This is a genomic window from Metamycoplasma sualvi (genome assembly GCF_045276925.1).
Classification (GTDB): Bacteria; Bacillota_I; Bacilli_A; order Mycoplasmatales; family Metamycoplasmataceae; genus UBA710.
Genome location: NZ_CP174167.1, coordinates 565,948 through 583,190, shown reverse-complemented (window position 1 = coordinate 583,190; position 17,243 = coordinate 565,948). Strand labels below are relative to the sequence as shown.

Here is a 17,243-nt window from a genome sequence, read left to right as displayed (position 1 = left end):
AACAAAATTACAACTATAAGCTATAATTTATTGATATAAAGTATTAATAATATCCACCTATTCCAGAGTTTTTATTATAACCATTTGAATAAGAATTAAATTCTTTTATTAAAATTTTTTCTGTTATATTAAGTTCATATTCAGCACATTTAACAATAAATATAATAAATTTATCTCCATATTTTAAATCAGCATAAACATCACCATTTCCTTTGGCATTCAAGTGTTGATTGATTCTTTTTAGAACATTTTTTGATTGACCAACATAATAAATATTTTTTGTTTGATTTAAAAAGACATAACAACCAGATTGATCAATGTACTTATCTTAATTTTATTATTTTTTAGATTTTTATACATATCAACAAATTCTAAGGGTGTGAATTCTTATCTATTATTAAGTTTATTTAAAGCTTGATTTTTAGCTTCATTTTTTTTGATAAAAATATAGAAATAATACAAAATAACACAATATAGAACTAAATAAAAAATTTTTTAAATATTTAAAAAAGAATTTTAAATAAATCTAAACTAACTATATAAAAAATTTTTTTAAAAATAATGTTCAATTTTTGATTATTAAATTCTTAATTCTTGATATTTATCAATTTTATGTTAAGTTTTTTGTATACATGATAAATGTAGTTATTGCATCTTAATGAAAAGATTAATTTGCAATGATTTATTTAACATTTTAGTAATATTGTTTTATGAGTAAAAATAATAAAAAAGAAAAGTTTTTATATTTTATTTCATCAATTTTGGATATCAAAAAACTTGAAAAATATTGAAATAATAGTTTAAACATTATAAATAAAAATAAAAATTGAAAACATTTCATGCAATGTAATTTATTTTGAGATGATGTAAAAAAAGAAATTATTAATACTTATAAATTTGAAAACATTTTACAGCATAATTCTTTGTTTGCATATGATGATTTTTATAATTTTTTCATTTATAAACAACATAAATTATATGATGAAAAAATCTTACATGTTACTCTTATCTCTCCAATCTCTTGATTGTTTATCAATTCATTTTATCTAAAATTTTTAGATGAATTTAATGATGAAAATTTAAAAAATGAAGCAATACACACATTTTATCCAAATATGAATATTGAAGAAGAATATTTATATTCATGAAAACAATTCAAAGATTGTTTGAAAATGTTTATCAATAAAAAATTTTTGAAAATAGACATAAAAAATTTTTATAGCAATATTAATATTGATTATTTTATTTACTTTTGTTATCAAAATTATGAATATGTAAAAAATAATTACATGGATTTCATGTGAATTTTTAATTTAATATCATATTATAGTGAAAATGATTCATTCCCATTTTTAGAAAATTGTCCATTTTTATCATTTTGTTCCTCAAAGTTGTTTTTAAGAAAAAAATTAATAGATTTTATAGATAAATTCAAATATAAAAATTTTATTGAAAAAATAATCCATTATGTTGATGATATATTTGTTATATTCAATGATGAATGAAATGATAATGAAATAAACGATTTTTATTATACTCTGGTTAATATCTTCAATGAAAATACAATGAACATTAACTATTCAAAGACAAAATACGGTATTTTAACAATAGAAGATATTGAAAAAAATATTTACTCAATAGAAATTATAAAAACGGATTCGCCATCAGATAATGATAAAAAGATAACATATCATGAATTAAATGAATACTTAACTTTATTCAATGAATATTTACAAAATAACAAAAATAAATTATTTTCTTTTTTTGATGTAGAAAGATCTATTAATTGTCCTAGAAAATTAAAAGATTTTGTGTTTTTAGACAAAAAAAATATTTTAGGAGATATTAATTCATTAACTTTTTTTGAAAATATAAATTCTAAAGAATTAATAGAAATGATTAATTATATGCCAAAATACTTTATTTACATATTTGATAAATTTTTGGCCAACTATAATAGCAATAACAATCCATTTAAATTAATAGTCAAGGAATGAGAGAACCTGTCAGCAGAAATATGAATATATTATTCAATGCTAAAAACTTTTAAAAAAATAGAAAAAAATACAAGTGAAATACATATATCAAGAAACAATTTTAATAGTTTGCTAAAACTTAAAGATTCATCATGAATAAATGGAATAAAAACTAAAAATAATAGTGAAATTCAAAACATGTTTTTTCAATCTTACTATCTATATAAAAAATCCAATAAATACAAGTACTTAATAATGTTTATATCTTCCTGTTCTGTTGTTATTGAAATGCTTAATAAAATTAGAAAAAAAATATGTAAATGTAAAAGAAAAAAATGTAAAAAAAATGTTTATATGTGTGAAAATTTTATGGTAATTGAAAAAAGCGAAAAAACCATATGCAATAAAATTAAAAAGTATAGGGATAACAATTCACTAATTCATACCAACTTCGAATCAAAAGAAGTAACTATTAATATTGATTTAAATATAGATGAAACATTTAGTACAATTAAAAAAATTCTTTTTTACATTTTAGAGCAATAACTTAGAATCATAAAAATTAAAAAGTTATTAATATAAATAATGTTTACTCCATTATATTTTTTTATATAGCTATATAATTTGTTGTAATAAAAAGTTCTTTGGCAATTGAATGCTACTAATAATAGTTTTGTCTATTTACTTTTTTATTAAAGGAATAAATATGCAAAAAACTATTAATTACAATAATTTTTGATATTTATAGTTGAAAATTTGATAGATCTTGAGAAGAATGTGAAATTTGTATTAATAAAATAAATGAAATTTTTGCTTTAGATATATAAACGTTTCTTTTTGTAATACTTATAATAAAAAATATGATTTTGATTCATTAATTATTACAACAAGAGGCACAATAACATCTCACATAGTTCCAAAAAACAATAAATTCTATGCTACAAATAAGATATTAATTTATAAAGGGTGTGGAATAGATTGTTTTGATATTTATTTTAAAAGAAATTTTAAAAAATTTATAAATGGAACAGCTATTCCAATGATAACCAAACAGATTTGCAGGAAATAAAATTTTTTTATTTAAAAGAGGCTGAAATATTATTATCCAAAATTAATTCTCTAGATTTTGTATATAAAAAATTAGTAAATAAAATAAATTGCATAATTAAACTTCTTATTGAACTATTTATGATATAAATAAAATATTGAAATCATTTTTTAAAAAAATGATGAAGTAAAATTATGTTAGAAAAAATTGTTTCTAGAATTACTGCTACAGGCGAATTGACTTTAGGGAACTATATTTGTTCTATTAAAAATATGATTAAGCTTCAAAATGATTATGAGCAATATATTTTTGTAGCTGATCTTCATGCTCTTACAACATATATTGATCCTAAAGAATTAATAGAGAATAAAAAAATATTTTTGCTCTCTATCTAGCTTGTGGTTTAGATCCGCAAAAAACTACTTTGTTTTTTCAATCAGATGTGCCAGCTCATAGTGAATTGAATTGAATTGAATTATAACCACTATTGCTAATATGGGCGAATTATCAAGAATGACACAATTTAAAGATAAATCACAAAACATTGTCAAACAAGATTATAAAAAATAAATTGATAAAATGAAAAATTCTCACAAAATTAAGACATAAAAATGAGAAATTCTCACAAAATTAAGACTTAAATAACAAAAATAACATAATTTAGTTATGTTAAAGAAAAAAATATTGGATAAATTAATAAAATAAAAAACAAATAAAGAAAAAAATTCTTATTATAGAATGAGACTATAAAGCAAGCAAGATCTTTATTGTTAATTATTTAGGACAAAATTACTATAAATAATTTATTTATTAGTATAGTAAAAATTGTTATTTACATAATTGTTTATATGAGTGCAAACCAAATCACAATTATAATTCATAATTTTAATATGTGAGATGTTAATAATATCCATCAATTCCATAATTTTTATTATTTTAATATAATTAAATTATGATTCAAAAAGAAGAATACATTGAAGATTTAATTTGTGAAGCTTTAAAAGAAATAGGTTATATTGAGTATAAAACTTCATTTAATATTGGAGATTTAACACAAGTTATTGATTTTAATTTGCTTAAAGAAAGTTTGATAAAAATAAATAGAGATTTAGATATTGAATATATAAATGAGGCAATAAATAAAATAAAAAAAATAAATTTAGATTTTATAGAAGGTAATATTCAAACTTTAGATTGATTAAAAAATGGTATTGATATTAAAATTGATAAAATCTCTAATCGATTCATTCCAATATTATTAGTAGATTATATAAATATAGAAAATAATTCATTTAGATTTATTCGTCAAATGGAAATTTCTTCAGGGAATTGTATAAGAAGACCAGATATTATTATTTATTTAAATGGGTTACCAATATCTATAATAGAAGTAAAATCTCCTGAAGCAAAAGAAAATTTAAATGATGCATATAATCAAATAAAACATTATACAGAATTTAAACCAAGCTTAATGTATTGAAATGTTTTGTCAATGGTTTCTAATGCTTATAATACTAGATATGGAGCAATATCATCAAATTATAATCATTGGTGATCGTGAAAAAAAGTTAAAAATGAAATTGAACAAGATATTGATGATAAAGAAGATTCTGAAGGAGCAATGAACAATTATCATAAAAATATCGTTGGGCTTTATGATAAAGAGATATTTTTAAATATTCTTAAGAATTATATTTTTTATGCAATATCAGATAAATATACTAAATACATTCCAACATACTATCAATATAGTGCTGTAGAAAATGCTTTGAGATCGTTAGAAACATCAAAGGATAATAAAGGTGGAGTTGTTTGGCATACTCAAGGTTCAGGAAAATCGGTTACAATGTTATTCTTAACTTCAAGAATTAAGTCACATTTTAAAGAAAAAAATTACAAAATAATTTTAATTACAGATAGAAACAAATTAGATGATCAATTATATACTAGATTTTGCCAAGCTGAAAAGCATTATTTATATGTTAAGCCCAGATTGATATCTTCTAGAAATGATTTAAAAAATGTTTTATCAGATGATGATGATTTTGGTATTTATATGACAACTATTCAAAAATTTACAAAATCTGATGAACCATTATCCAATAAAGATAACATTATTATTATTGCAGATGAAGCGCATCGTTCACATAATAACATTGAAACAGATTATGAAATTAATAAAGAAACTGAAGAAATTGTAGAAAAAGAAGGATATGCAAAATATATGAGATATGCATTTCCTAAAGCTAAATTTATAGGATTTACCGGAACTCCGTTAATGGGTAATAAAAAAACAATAGAAATATTTGGAGATTACATTGATAAATATACAATGTCTCAGGCAGTTCTCGATGGATCTACTGTTCCAATTTTTTATGAAAAAAGAAAAATTGAAATTTTATTAGATAAAATAAAATCTTCAGATTTAGACAAAATATTAAATGAAGAAAAAGAAATGGAAGAATCAGAATATATTAATAATGCACAATATAATCATATAAGAAAAAAATTGATTAATATTTCAAATATATTATCTGATCCAGATATTATAGAAAAGGTAGTGTTAGATTTTTGGGAACACTATGATAATAGAAAAAGAGCTTTACATGGTAAAGCAATGTTTGTTGCATTTAATAGAAACATTGCTTATTTAATTTATAAAGAAATGATTAAACAAAGACCTAATTATGAAGATAAAATTAAATTGATTATTACAAAATCCAATAAAGATAGTGGTGAATTATTAAATTTAATTCCTTCTGATGATGAAAAAGCAAATTTGGCAATTGAATTTAAAAAAGACAATTCAAATTTTAATATCGCAATTGTTGTGGATATGTGATTGACAGGATTTGATGTTCCTGACTTAGATACTTTATATTTATTTAAAGTTATTAAATGACATAATTTAATGCAAACAATTGCTAGAGTAAATAGAACATACAAAGGTAAAGATAGTGGATTAGTTGTTGATTATATAGGTATATGAAAAAATATATCAGAAGCTTTGAAACAATATGCAGGAAAAAATGAAGATACATATAATACCGAAAAAGTAAAAATTACTCTTTTAGATCTATGTTTAAAAATAAGAAAAAAATATTTTGAAAAAAATAACATAATACAAGAATGAATTTCTTTAGATAATAAAAATAAATTTAATAAGTTAATTGATGGGGTTAATATTATTGAGTCTTTAGACTCTAAAAATAAAGATATGTTTTTTGCTTTAGTTTCAAAAATATCAAGATCTTACAAATTGTGTTCTACAATTTTAGAACCACAACAAAAGTTAGAAGCTCAATTATATATTTTGATAAGAAATTTTATAAGAAATACAAAAGTTGAAGAAGCAATTGATGTAGAAGAAATGATCAAGAAACTTCAATTAAAAATGAATGAAATTATAAAAACAGGGGATGTTGAAGTTAATAAAGTTTTACTTGATGGTAAAAGAGATCTTTCTTATATTTATCATCTTTTAGAACAAGAGTTAAAAATAATTCAAAATAATAAAAAAGTTGATAATTTAAAAATTATTTCATTAGAAAATCAAATAAAAGAACAAATTAATTTATTTAGAAAAACAAATCCTTTAAAAGCTAATAGCTTATCAGCAGATTTAAAAAAATTGATAGATAAATATTCATATGATAAAAATGTCGAAGAATATTTAGAAGGAATTATGAAATTTGCAAAAATTATGATTGATCAGAATAACATGGCTATGGAATCTGGTATTGAAGATGAAAGGGTTTTATCTTTTTATAATATAATAGCTGATGATAAATTTAAAATAAGAAATCAGAATTCTGAAATTTTAAAAGAAATTACAATGAATATAATTAATATTATAAAAAAGGATTACACCCCTCAATGATATAATAATGTAAAGCTAAGAGATAAAATTAATTCAAATATTAAAAAAATGTTGCATACTAAATACAATTATCCTCCAGAAAATGCTCAAGAAGTATCTAAAATTATGATTGATGAAATAAATAAAGTTGTTAAAATCAATCCAGAATATTTTATAAACAAAAAGGAATATTATGAATAACAATAAAATAACTATTAAAGATCTAGAAACTAAATTATGAAAAACTGCAGATACATTAAGAGGAAATTTATCTGCTGAGGATTATATGCATGTTGTTTTGGGTATATTAACTCTTAAATTTATTAATGACAAAAATGAAATAGCTATCCAAAAATTAATAAAAGATGGATTATCTTTAGATATGATAGATAAAAGTGATTTAAATGCTGAAGATGCTTTTGTGGTGCCTGAAGAATCTAAATGATCAAATATACTTAAAAAAGTTGGAACTAGTGAAATAGGTTTTGCTTTAGATGAAGCTATATTTAAATTAGGGGAAGCTAATCCAGAATTAAAAGGAATCTTTAATGCTTCATATAATGATTCAGTTATTGATAAAACAAGATTAGGAGAAGTTGTAAAAATTTTTCAATCAGATAATTTAGGTGAACATGGTGAAGATATATTAGGAAGAATCTATGAATACTTTTTAGGTAATTTCTTTTTAAAAAGAGGTCAAAAAGGAGGGGAATTTTATACTCCTAGATCTATTGTTAGATTAATTACATTATTTATAGAACCTACAAAAGGAAAAATATATGATCCTTGTTGTGGAACAGCAGGAATGTTAGTTCAAGCAAAACAATTTATTGAAGAAAAGAAAATTGATGCTAATAGTATTACTGTTTATGGTCAAGAATTTAATAATACTACTTGAAAATTAGCTAAACTTAATCTTTTATTAAATGGTTTAAGCATTATTAACAGAAATGAATTAGGAGAAGAAATAGGTGCTTTAGGTGAAATTGCTTCAGATACTTTTAGTAACGATCAACATAAAGGTGAAGTATTTGATTTTGTAATGGCTAATCCTCCATTTAATCAAAAAGTATGATGAAACAATACTTTAGAAGGAGATCCTAGATGAAAATATGGAACACCTCCTAAATCAAATGCTAATTTTGCATGACTACAACATATTTTGTACAAGCTATCAACTAATGGTAAAGCAGGAGTTGTTCTAGCCAATGGATCTTTAACATCTACAACAAATGGTGAAGATAAAATAAGAGAACAAATAATAAAAGCAGATAAAATATCTTGCATTGTTTCTTTGCCAGATAAATTATTCTTTACAACAGGAATTTCAGCATCTATTTGATTTTTTGATAATAATAAACAAAATAAAGAAAAGGTTTTAATGATAGATGCATCAGAATTGGGGCAACTTGTTGAAGGAAGTAAAAAAAATAAAGAATTAAAAAATGAAGATTTAAATAAATTGGCTGATATTTATAAAAAATTTAATAATAAAGAAGAAATAGATATTCCAGGATTGGCTAAATCAGTAGGTTTAAAAGAATTAGAAGAAAATAATTTTTTATTATCTCCAGGTAGATATATAACAATTAATGAACAAGATAAAAAAGACCCAGAAGAAATTAAAAAAGAATTAAATATAGCAATAAATGAATTATTGAAATTAATGGAAGAATCTAAAGATTTAGAACTTGAAGTTAAAGAAGCAATTAAAAAGATAAATATTGATTAGATAAAATATGAAAAAAATTATCTATTATGTTACAAGTAGCGAAAAAGAAAAAGCCCAATCTTATTTTGAGAATGAATTTAAAAATTCATGTTTATTTTTAAGTGATAAGAAATTCTATTTTTACTCTAAAATATATCAAACTTGTGAAGAAATACATGTAACATTTAGGTGTGTTAATTTTAATGAAGAATTAGCAAAGTCATTAAAAGAAATTCTTGACTATTCTCACAATCAAGCAATGAAAATTTCAGATGAACCTATAGAAAAATTTAAATCAACTTCAATATATTCTGAAATATATACAACAGTAAATAAATATTCATATTTAGATTCTGAACTAAATAATGATGAAACAATATTTAAATTTATTGCAGAATTATTTTATAAATATTTAATGGGTCACTATTTGAAAAATGGCAACAAAAGATTGAGTTTAATGTTTTTGATTAATTTATCTTGATTTTTTGGTTATTATTTAAAATTTACTAAAAATCCACGCAATTATGCTAAATATAAATCCCAATTAGAAGAGTGGGTAGAAAAATTTCAAACAACAAATAATAAAGAAAATGATACAATGAATTATAAAATAAAAGAAATTGAAAAATGAATTAAAAGCCATGTTGTAATAGCTTTAAATTGGAGGTAGATTATGATAAAACAAGAAAAAAAATATAAATACCCTTCAAAAAAAGATATCATACGCATGTGTGATGAAGCATTAAATCAAGATAATAGAGAAGATATTATTAGAGAAATAAAATATTTAAAAAATAAATAATTTTGATTAATTTAAACTATATAAAGATTAATCAAATGAGAAATGATATTATCTATTTTTTTGATAATAATGTTATGTTTAGATATAAGATGCAGGATAGAATTTAAATGATAATTATTTTTAGGTAATTTAATTTTAATTTTCTTAAGACCATTAATCGTAATTCCTTCCATTAATGTTCCTGAACTATTATTGTTTTTTTGTTTAATAAAATCATCTGAATTTAAAAATCCAAATAAATATCAGTCTAGATCATCTGATGAAATATTATAGAATCCTGTTGAATATACATAATTTAAATATTTTTTATCATATATAGGAAATAATTTATTTGAACCAATAAGTTTACTAAAAATTAAAGAATTTTCTCTAGGTGTTAAATTTGCTCTAGATGGTTTTTTGTCTTTTTGTATAGTTTTTATATTATTTATTAAGGAAAAGTTTTCATCTATATTGCTAGTTTCTATGTATGAAATTTGATTTTGATATTTTTTATTATATAAACTAGCAAATGACAAAATATCTTTTTCATTTTTTGAAGAATTTAATAAATACAAATCATTTAATAGTTTAATAATTAAATTTTTCCTGTTTAATAAGTGTACTTTTAATTTTTCAAAAGGTTCAATAATGTTTATTAAGTTATTTCATGATTTTTTAAAATTATCTAAATTTGATATATCTATAACTTTATTGTATTTTAGAAACAAGTCTTCTTTAGGTTCAATAATGTTTATTATTTCTTGTTGTTCATCTAAATCAGGAAGTTTAATTGAATAATTTCCTAATATTTTCATATTAGCTTTTTTTAATACGCTACCTACACCTAATGAATAAATGTATTTCTTGTTTTTAATAAAATAATAATGCAAATATTTGTTTAAAAAAACATTATTTTTTTTACATATTTTATAAAATGCAGTTGAAAAAAAACATTCTTCTTCAACTATAAAACTTTCTCCTATTGAACAACTTCAACACAATAACAAATCACCAATATTGCATTTTTCTTTTCTATTTGTTGTAATCTGATCACAATATTTGTAAATAATTTGATTATTATTAGTGTTACCTAATTTGACAAAGGGAATTTCTCCATTAATTTCATCTTTTAATGGATCAATACCAGTTTGAAAATAGCATATATCTTTTAATAAATATTCCTTAATTGCCATTAAGTATTAAACTTAAAGTTAATTTAATTAATAATTAAATTAAATATATTAAGAAGTTCTCAAATTTAATTATTAAATTACTTTTATAATAAGAAAGGTTTAAAGCAAAAATTTATATATAATAATTAAATATAGTTTAAAAAGAGGTTAAATAATGGCAATTAAGGAATATAAACTTCAAGAAATTGGAAAATTTCAAAATTATGAAATTGTTTTTTCTAAATACCATGTAAGTACTGATAATATGGAAGCACATAAAATGCCAAATTTTTATCCAAAATCAGGAAATTATTTTCCTAAAAATAGTATTCTTATGTCTAATATTAGACCTTATTTTAATAAAGTTTGATATTCTGATAGAGAAGGTTCTAAATCACCAAATGTTTTGTGTTTTATAGTTGAAAATAAAAATGCAATGTCTAAATACATATATTATTTAATTCGTGGCACTAAATTTAATAACTTTTGATCCAAAACATCTAAAGGTACAACAATGCCTGTAGGAGATAAAAATGCATTATTAAATTATAAATTTAAACTCCCTAATTTAGAAGATCAACAAGAAATAATAAACATTATTGAACCTTTTGAAAGATTGAAAATTTATATTAGTAATTTCATAGATAAGATAGAAATATTATTTTTAAAAATAGGAGAAACATCTAAAATATTAGGAAAAATGAAAGATTTTAATATTAAATTTGAAAAAGGAATGAATATAAACTCAAAATTTATTTCTAACCAAAAATCTAACATTTTATTTATAAATGTATCTGCTATAAATAATAAATTTAATAAATGATTAATAAATAATGATATTAAAGAGAATGTAGAATATGGAGATATTATATTAAGTTTAGATGGAACAATAGGAATTGTAAATAATTTTTTAAAAGGATTTAATGGTTATGGATATAAAATAAGTTCTAAAAATATTGATAATTCAATAATATATTGTTCTTTAATCGATAGAAGAAATAAACAAATAATGATAGACAATTCAACAGGTTCAGTAATAAAACATTCTTTAAATTCAAAAAATGAATTAGTTTTGTTAGATATAAAAAAAGAAGAAATAAATAAATTGTTTGAATTACAAATTACATATAAGAAATGATTAATTTATTTGAATAAAATTATTAAAAAATTAATTGAAATCTATATATATTAGAATAAATTAATTTATCATTTTTTTAATAATTAAATCAATTATTAAATTTATATTAAAAACTATTTTTTCACAAATAAAAATATATTTTAGTATTGCCAATCTTATATTATTTATTTCTTTATTTAATGATATTTTTATATTTGAAATAGTTGATAATGTTAAGAATTTGATGACAGAACCTTTAGAATTACTTTCAAAAAATTTTTTATTTTTTACTAAACTAAAATATATATTGCCTATAAAATCTTTGCATTGAATTACATATGTTCTTTGATATGCATCAAACTTTCCATTAAAATAGATAACATTACCAATATCCCCATTTCCTGCTAAAAGTAAAGATTCACAATCAAAAGAAAAAGAATTGCAAAATTGAATTTTATTTATTGAACAAGAGAAAAATCTATATTTACCATTTTGAATTGCATAATTAGCATTTCTTTTGCCAGTTGCGATTTTAGCTCAGTTACTCAAAATATCTATTTCTGTTGATTGTTTATCATGATTATGCAAAATATCTTTCAAATATTTTATTTTAATGTTAAATTTTTCTTTTAATCTTTCGAAAGGTTCAATAATGTTTATTATTTGTTGTTGAGTCTCAATGGGAATTATTTTTATTTTTATATTTTTTAATTCATTTAAGGTCATATTGCATCTTGTTGTGTAAGGAATTGATGATCTTTGTTTTTGTATGATTGGATTAAAATTAAATAAAATGTTAATCATTTGGGGTTTATTAAATTAATATCAATTACATTGATTATTTTGCAAAATCCATTTACAACAAAAGGTTTACTAGTATCTATATATATTGATTGAAAAACATCATAATTTGTTTCACTGGATCAAGTTGCAACAATTGATCCCTTTCTAGATTTATAAAATTTCTTAATATCTTTTTCAAATATATTTATCTTGGGCAATTTATTATATTTAAAATCTGATAATGTATTTTTATCATAAACGTTTTTATAATCTAAAAAATAAAAAATACCATTTATTTTGTAATTCTTAGGCAACTTAGTTATTCCATTTTCTGTAGTAATAATATCTATCAAATTTACTTCATTATTTGAATTAATTGCCATTAATGCCAATAATGGCAATTAAGGAATATATTTTAGAGGATATTTTTTCATCCAAACCTGAATATGGTTGTAATTTACCTAGTAGAGATAAAGGTGATATTAAATACTTAACACAATCTGAATTGGATTGTGATTATAAAAAAATTAATAGATGACTGATTATGTCTTCTTCAATAAAAAAATTTGCCTTAAAAAAAGGAGATTTTCTAATGTCAAGGGCAGGAACCATAAAATCTTATTATCATAGCATTGATGAACCCTTAATTTTTGCTGGATATTTGGTTAGATATAATTTTAATAAATCTATTTTACTACACAAATATTTGTATTATTGAACAAAGTCAACTATTGGCTTAAAAACAATTGATAATTTATCAAAAACAGGCACAACTATGCCTAAATTAAATCCTCCCATATTTAAAAAGATCAAAATTAAATTACCAAATATCAAAATTCAACAACAAATAATAAACATTATTGAACCTTTTGAAAGATTAAAAAATAAAATTAACAATATTATGGAATATTTGAAAATGATTACATTAATTCAAATAAATAATTTTAATTTGCCTACAGACACTTCTTTAAAAATTTTTAATAATATACAAGGATATTCTTTTAAATCTTCAGATTTTAAAAATAAGGGACAATATAAAATATTTAAAATATCAAATATTTTAAATAATAATGAAAAAAATTTTTCATATACTGACAACATTGTTTTAAAACATTTATTAAAGTGTGGAGATGTTGTGACAGGTTTATCTGGAACAATAGGAACAAGCTGTGTTATTTATGAAAACAATATGTATATATTAAACCAAAGATTATTAGCAATTAATTCAAATATTCCTTTATTAATCAAAATGTTGATTGAAAAAAATAAAAAAATTTTAGAACAAAGTTCAACAGGATCAGTACAAAAGAATATTACTAAAAATGATATTTTAAATATAAAGTTAAATTCAAAATTAATCAATAAATTTAATGAATTAATTTCAAAATTATACATATTAAATCTAAAAATCTCTAATGTTATAGATGTTATAATTAACAACTTAGTGAATTTGTACATTATTTAATAATTTGTTAATATTAAAAAATATTTATATAGAACATTTGAAATGTAAAGTTACCAATTTGAATACCAATATTTTCCTTGTATTACATAAGTGTATCATTTATCAAAGTTTAAATATTGGATGAGTGTCTTTACTTTCAAGCAATTTAAAATAATTTTGAAGTTCTTCTTTAGTAACTATAATTCCTAATTTGTATTTACTAGCATTTTGTAAATAAGTTTCTGCATTAATTATAAGAGAGATAAGATCACAATCATCTTGAGTTAAATTTTTGAAAGATTTGCCTTTTGGAATAAATTTTCTTATTTGCTTGTGTTTTTGTTCAATGGTTCCTTTTTGCCATGAAGAATATGGATTAGTAGAAAATCATGGAATATTTAATTTAACTAGGTCATAATTTTCAGTTCCATTATCTGAAGTTATGGATTTAATTTTTTTGTTCATATTTTTAATGTTATTTTTTACTGCTTTTAAAAATTCATTACTTTGTTTATTTTCATAAATAGTTATGGATAGTCTTCTAGATTTTCGATCAATCATTGTAGAAAGATACTTAGTATCAGTTTTAGTTCCTTCTACTGTATCTACTTCAACATCACCATATCTAATTCTTTTATTGATAATTTCATCTCTTTGATAAATGGAAGTGGCAATGATTTTTTTGCCTATTTTATGGGGTTTTTTATAGTATTTTCCATATTTTAAGTATGGAAATATTCTTAATGTGACTCCATAAATTTTATTTTGCCTAATTAAGTGATATAAATGCTTTGGAGAATAATATAATCCTAATTTTTCTTTGATTATCTTTGATAAAGTTTTAGCAGAAGTTTTGTTACCTGTTGCTTTAGCTACTGTTCTTATCAATTTAGCGACTACTAAGTATTTAGATAAACAATTTTGTTGTTTTGCTATTTCTAATTTTTTTCTCTTATTATTTAATCTATTAAGATAAATATTTGAATCATAATAATATAGCTTAAAAGAATAATCTTTTATTTTTTTATAACAATAAGTTTTAGTTTTAAAAAGCATTTTTCTAATTGTTTCAACAGAATAATTTGTTAAGTTAGATATGAATTCATATCTTTTCATCATTTTTGGAATAAAGTTTTCTTGAGAAGAATCAGATATTTGATTCATTAATGCAAAGATTAAATTAATTTTTTCTAATTCTTTTTCAAATATAAATTGAAGTTTCATATAATTTAGTTGTCCTTTTTTTTAGTTTTTTTTATATTTTACAAGGACAGCCAGGGAGAAATCTCTGGTTTTTTATTTATCGGTATTCATTTTGGTAACTTTATAAGAACATTTGAAATATTTTATATTTTTAAAGATGGCTTATAATAATTGAATAAAAAAATAACAGAATATATTAATAAAATTTAAAATTAATAAAAAAATTAAATGAGATATAGGCAATTAAAAATGAAATAATTCATATACTACTATTCACAATAAATATATACTACTATTCACAATAAATAAAAATATGATAAATAAATTAAATAATGATATTTTTATTACTCAAATTAAAAAATTTATAATAAAAAATATTATAAAGAAAAAGATTTTGATAACTTAACTCAATTAATTAATGAATTTAATGAATATATTCAAGAAGAATATTCTAAAGAATTAAATAATGTTATTAAAGAATTTAATTTAAATAAAGAAGAAACATTTAAATTTATGAACAATTCATTTGGACAAGGAGAATTAAAAATATTTGGAACAGCAATTAATAATATATTGCCACCTTTATCTAGATTTAGCAAGAACCAAAATAGAACCAAAATAAAAAATGACGTTATAAATAATTTAGAAGTGATATTTGATAGATATTTCAATATTTAATGAAAATAAACTAATTTTATTAATTTAATAAGTAAAAAGTATTTTGTTCAAATTTATATATATAAATTTAATTAAAAAAATAATCTAGAATTCTATTTCTTGACTTGGATTAATAACAAAAAGTAAATATCATGGAATATTTAATATTTTGTTATTTTTGAAATTAATATTTTCATTTGTGCACTTTATACCAATAAGATTTTTATTTTTATCTAAAAATGTAAATAATGATTTTGATCTACTATTACCAGATTTAACTTCCAATAGAATTGGATTCCCTTTTTGGAATGATAAAATAAAATCTATTTCTAAGGATTGATTAGGTTTAAAATATCTTAATTTGAAATTATTGGCAATAAGAATTTGGCTTATCATATTTTCATACAATGCACCTTTAAAAATAAAATTTTCATTTTTAGCTAACACTAAATTTATAATAGAATCATCTATCATCGAGCATAATAAACCTGTATCTGACATATATAGTTTAAAATCACTAGTTATTTCAAATGCATTTAAAGGGTTTTCTATTCTAGAAATTCTTTTACAAATATTGACAATATTTGAATCAATTAGTCATTGAATAGCAGACATATATCATTTAGATCTAGCATTATTATTTAAATGAGAAAACATGAATTTATTATTTTCTTTTGAAAGTTGATTTGGTATTGATAATAAACATTCTCTTATTTTTAATTTATCGCTAGTATTAGCATATCGATTGGCTTCATTAAAATAATATTCAATAATCTGTTTTTGAATTTCTCTAACTTTAAAATAGTTTTCTTCTTTTATAAATTCATTAATTGCCGCAGGCATTCCTCCTACTAAAATATATTGTTTAAATTTTTCGACCATATATTGATGTAATTCATTATTAATTTTTTTCTTATTATTAAAACACTCTTTTATTTCTTTTATATCATTTAACTGAACATCATTTGCTCATAAGAATTCTTCAAAATCTAATGGATTTAATTTTATAATTTCAATATAACCTACAGGATAAGAGAAATTAGCATTTTTATTGAATTTTAAGCCCAAATAAGAACCACTTGCTATTACATTAAATTTTTCATTTATAGTTAAAAATTTTAAACTTGTTATAGCTTCAGGACATTCTTGGATTTCATCAATAAATAATAAACATTCATTATCAAAATTGATATTTTTAAATTCTGGATATCTTTTTAATTTATTAATAACATTTTTAAAATCTATATTATCAGTAAAAATTTCTTTATATTTAGGATTAGAAAGAAAATTAATATATATGAATCGTTCATAATAGTTATTACCAAAATAATTAATAATAAATGTTTTTCCTACTTGTCTTGCACCTTCAATAATAAGAGACTTTTTGTCTTTATTAGATTTTCATTCCAATAGTTTATCCAATATTTTTCTTTTTAACATATAAAAATTTTAACATTTTTAGGCAATAAGTCTTATTTTTGTGAGAATT

14 protein-coding genes and 1 pseudogene are annotated in these 17,243 nt (G+C 20.6%); 9 read left to right on the top strand and 6 right to left on the bottom strand.

The window, feature by feature from the left end; all coding sequences use genetic code 4:
* Positions 1-43: 43 nt before the first annotated feature.
* Entirely contained in the window at positions 44-319 is a 276-nt protein-coding gene (locus ACJA29_RS02835) for a GIY-YIG nuclease family protein (protein WP_406602976.1), read from the bottom strand.
* A gap of 391 nt (positions 320-710) precedes the next feature.
* On the opposite strand from ACJA29_RS02835, the gene ACJA29_RS02830 reads away from it, so the two are divergent.
* From ACJA29_RS02830 to ACJA29_RS02805, 6 genes and pseudogenes are all read left to right on the top strand, one after another.
* Positions 711-2,522, top strand: a complete 1,812-nt coding sequence (locus ACJA29_RS02830) for a hypothetical protein (protein ID WP_406602385.1) — start codon at positions 711-713, stop codon at positions 2,520-2,522.
* Positions 2,523-3,218: 696 nt separating this feature from the next.
* Positions 3,219-3,570, top strand: a pseudogene (locus tag ACJA29_RS02825) (tryptophan--tRNA ligase); the annotation flags it as partial.
* Between the two features lie 406 nt (positions 3,571-3,976).
* Positions 3,977-7,084 (top strand): type I restriction endonuclease subunit R, encoded by a 3,108-nt coding sequence (locus ACJA29_RS02820; RefSeq protein WP_406602384.1) that lies wholly within the window; start codon positions 3,977-3,979, stop codon positions 7,082-7,084.
* On the top strand, positions 7,077-8,615 hold the full coding sequence (locus ACJA29_RS02815) for an N-6 DNA methylase (RefSeq protein ID WP_406602383.1): 1,539 nt from the start codon (positions 7,077-7,079) through the stop codon (positions 8,613-8,615). Before ACJA29_RS02820 ends, ACJA29_RS02815 begins: the two co-directional genes overlap by 8 nt.
* Positions 8,616-8,622: 7 nt before the next feature.
* A complete protein-coding gene (locus ACJA29_RS02810) occupies positions 8,623-9,264 on the top strand; it encodes a type II toxin-antitoxin system death-on-curing family toxin (RefSeq protein ID WP_406602382.1) in 642 nt (213 codons plus the stop codon).
* A gap of 3 nt (positions 9,265-9,267) precedes the next feature.
* Positions 9,268-9,396 carry a hypothetical protein gene (locus tag ACJA29_RS02805; RefSeq protein ID WP_406602381.1) on the top strand — a complete coding sequence of 43 codons (129 nt, stop codon included), beginning with the start codon at positions 9,268-9,270 and terminating at the stop codon, positions 9,394-9,396.
* A gap of 11 nt (positions 9,397-9,407) precedes the next feature.
* Here the strand turns inward: ACJA29_RS02805 and ACJA29_RS02800 are convergent, their stop codons facing one another.
* The gene (locus ACJA29_RS02800; protein WP_406602380.1) at positions 9,408-10,571 is read right to left on the bottom strand and encodes a restriction endonuclease subunit S; all 1,164 of its coding nucleotides are present in this window, start codon (positions 10,569-10,571) and stop codon (positions 9,408-9,410) included.
* A gap of 154 nt (positions 10,572-10,725) precedes the next feature.
* On the opposite strand from ACJA29_RS02800, the gene ACJA29_RS02795 reads away from it, so the two are divergent.
* Positions 10,726-11,742, top strand: a complete 1,017-nt coding sequence (locus ACJA29_RS02795; protein ID WP_406602379.1) for a restriction endonuclease subunit S — start codon at positions 10,726-10,728, stop codon at positions 11,740-11,742.
* A 6-nt stretch (positions 11,743-11,748) separates the two neighbouring features.
* Here the strand turns inward: ACJA29_RS02795 and ACJA29_RS02790 are convergent, their stop codons facing one another.
* A complete protein-coding gene (locus tag ACJA29_RS02790) occupies positions 11,749-12,393 on the bottom strand; it encodes a restriction endonuclease subunit S (RefSeq protein ID WP_406602378.1) in 645 nt (214 codons plus the stop codon).
* Positions 12,384-12,833 (bottom strand): hypothetical protein, encoded by a 450-nt coding sequence (locus tag ACJA29_RS02785; protein WP_406602377.1) that lies wholly within the window; start codon positions 12,831-12,833, stop codon positions 12,384-12,386. The genes ACJA29_RS02790 and ACJA29_RS02785 overlap by 10 nt, the downstream gene beginning before the upstream one ends.
* An 11-nt stretch (positions 12,834-12,844) precedes the next feature.
* Between ACJA29_RS02785 and ACJA29_RS02780 the strand changes: the two genes are divergently transcribed.
* Positions 12,845-13,915: a restriction endonuclease subunit S gene (locus ACJA29_RS02780; RefSeq protein WP_406602376.1), complete on the top strand. Its 1,071-nt coding sequence runs from the start codon at positions 12,845-12,847 to the stop codon at positions 13,913-13,915.
* 99 nt (positions 13,916-14,014) lie between these two features.
* Here ACJA29_RS02780 and ACJA29_RS02775 read toward each other — a convergent pair whose 3' ends face one another.
* Entirely contained in the window at positions 14,015-15,118 is a 1,104-nt protein-coding gene (locus tag ACJA29_RS02775) for an IS30 family transposase (protein ID WP_406602375.1), read from the bottom strand.
* A gap of 339 nt (positions 15,119-15,457) precedes the next feature.
* Here ACJA29_RS02775 and ACJA29_RS02770 point away from each other — a divergent pair, with 339 nt between their 5' ends.
* Positions 15,458-15,775 (top strand): type I restriction endonuclease subunit R, EcoR124 family, encoded by a 318-nt coding sequence (locus ACJA29_RS02770; protein ID WP_406602975.1) that lies wholly within the window; start codon positions 15,458-15,460, stop codon positions 15,773-15,775.
* An 84-nt stretch (positions 15,776-15,859) separates the two neighbouring features.
* Here ACJA29_RS02770 and ACJA29_RS02765 read toward each other — a convergent pair whose 3' ends face one another.
* The gene (locus ACJA29_RS02765; RefSeq protein ID WP_406602374.1) at positions 15,860-17,194 is read right to left on the bottom strand and encodes an ATP-binding protein; all 1,335 of its coding nucleotides are present in this window, start codon (positions 17,192-17,194) and stop codon (positions 15,860-15,862) included.
* Positions 17,195-17,243: the final 49 nt, after the last annotated feature.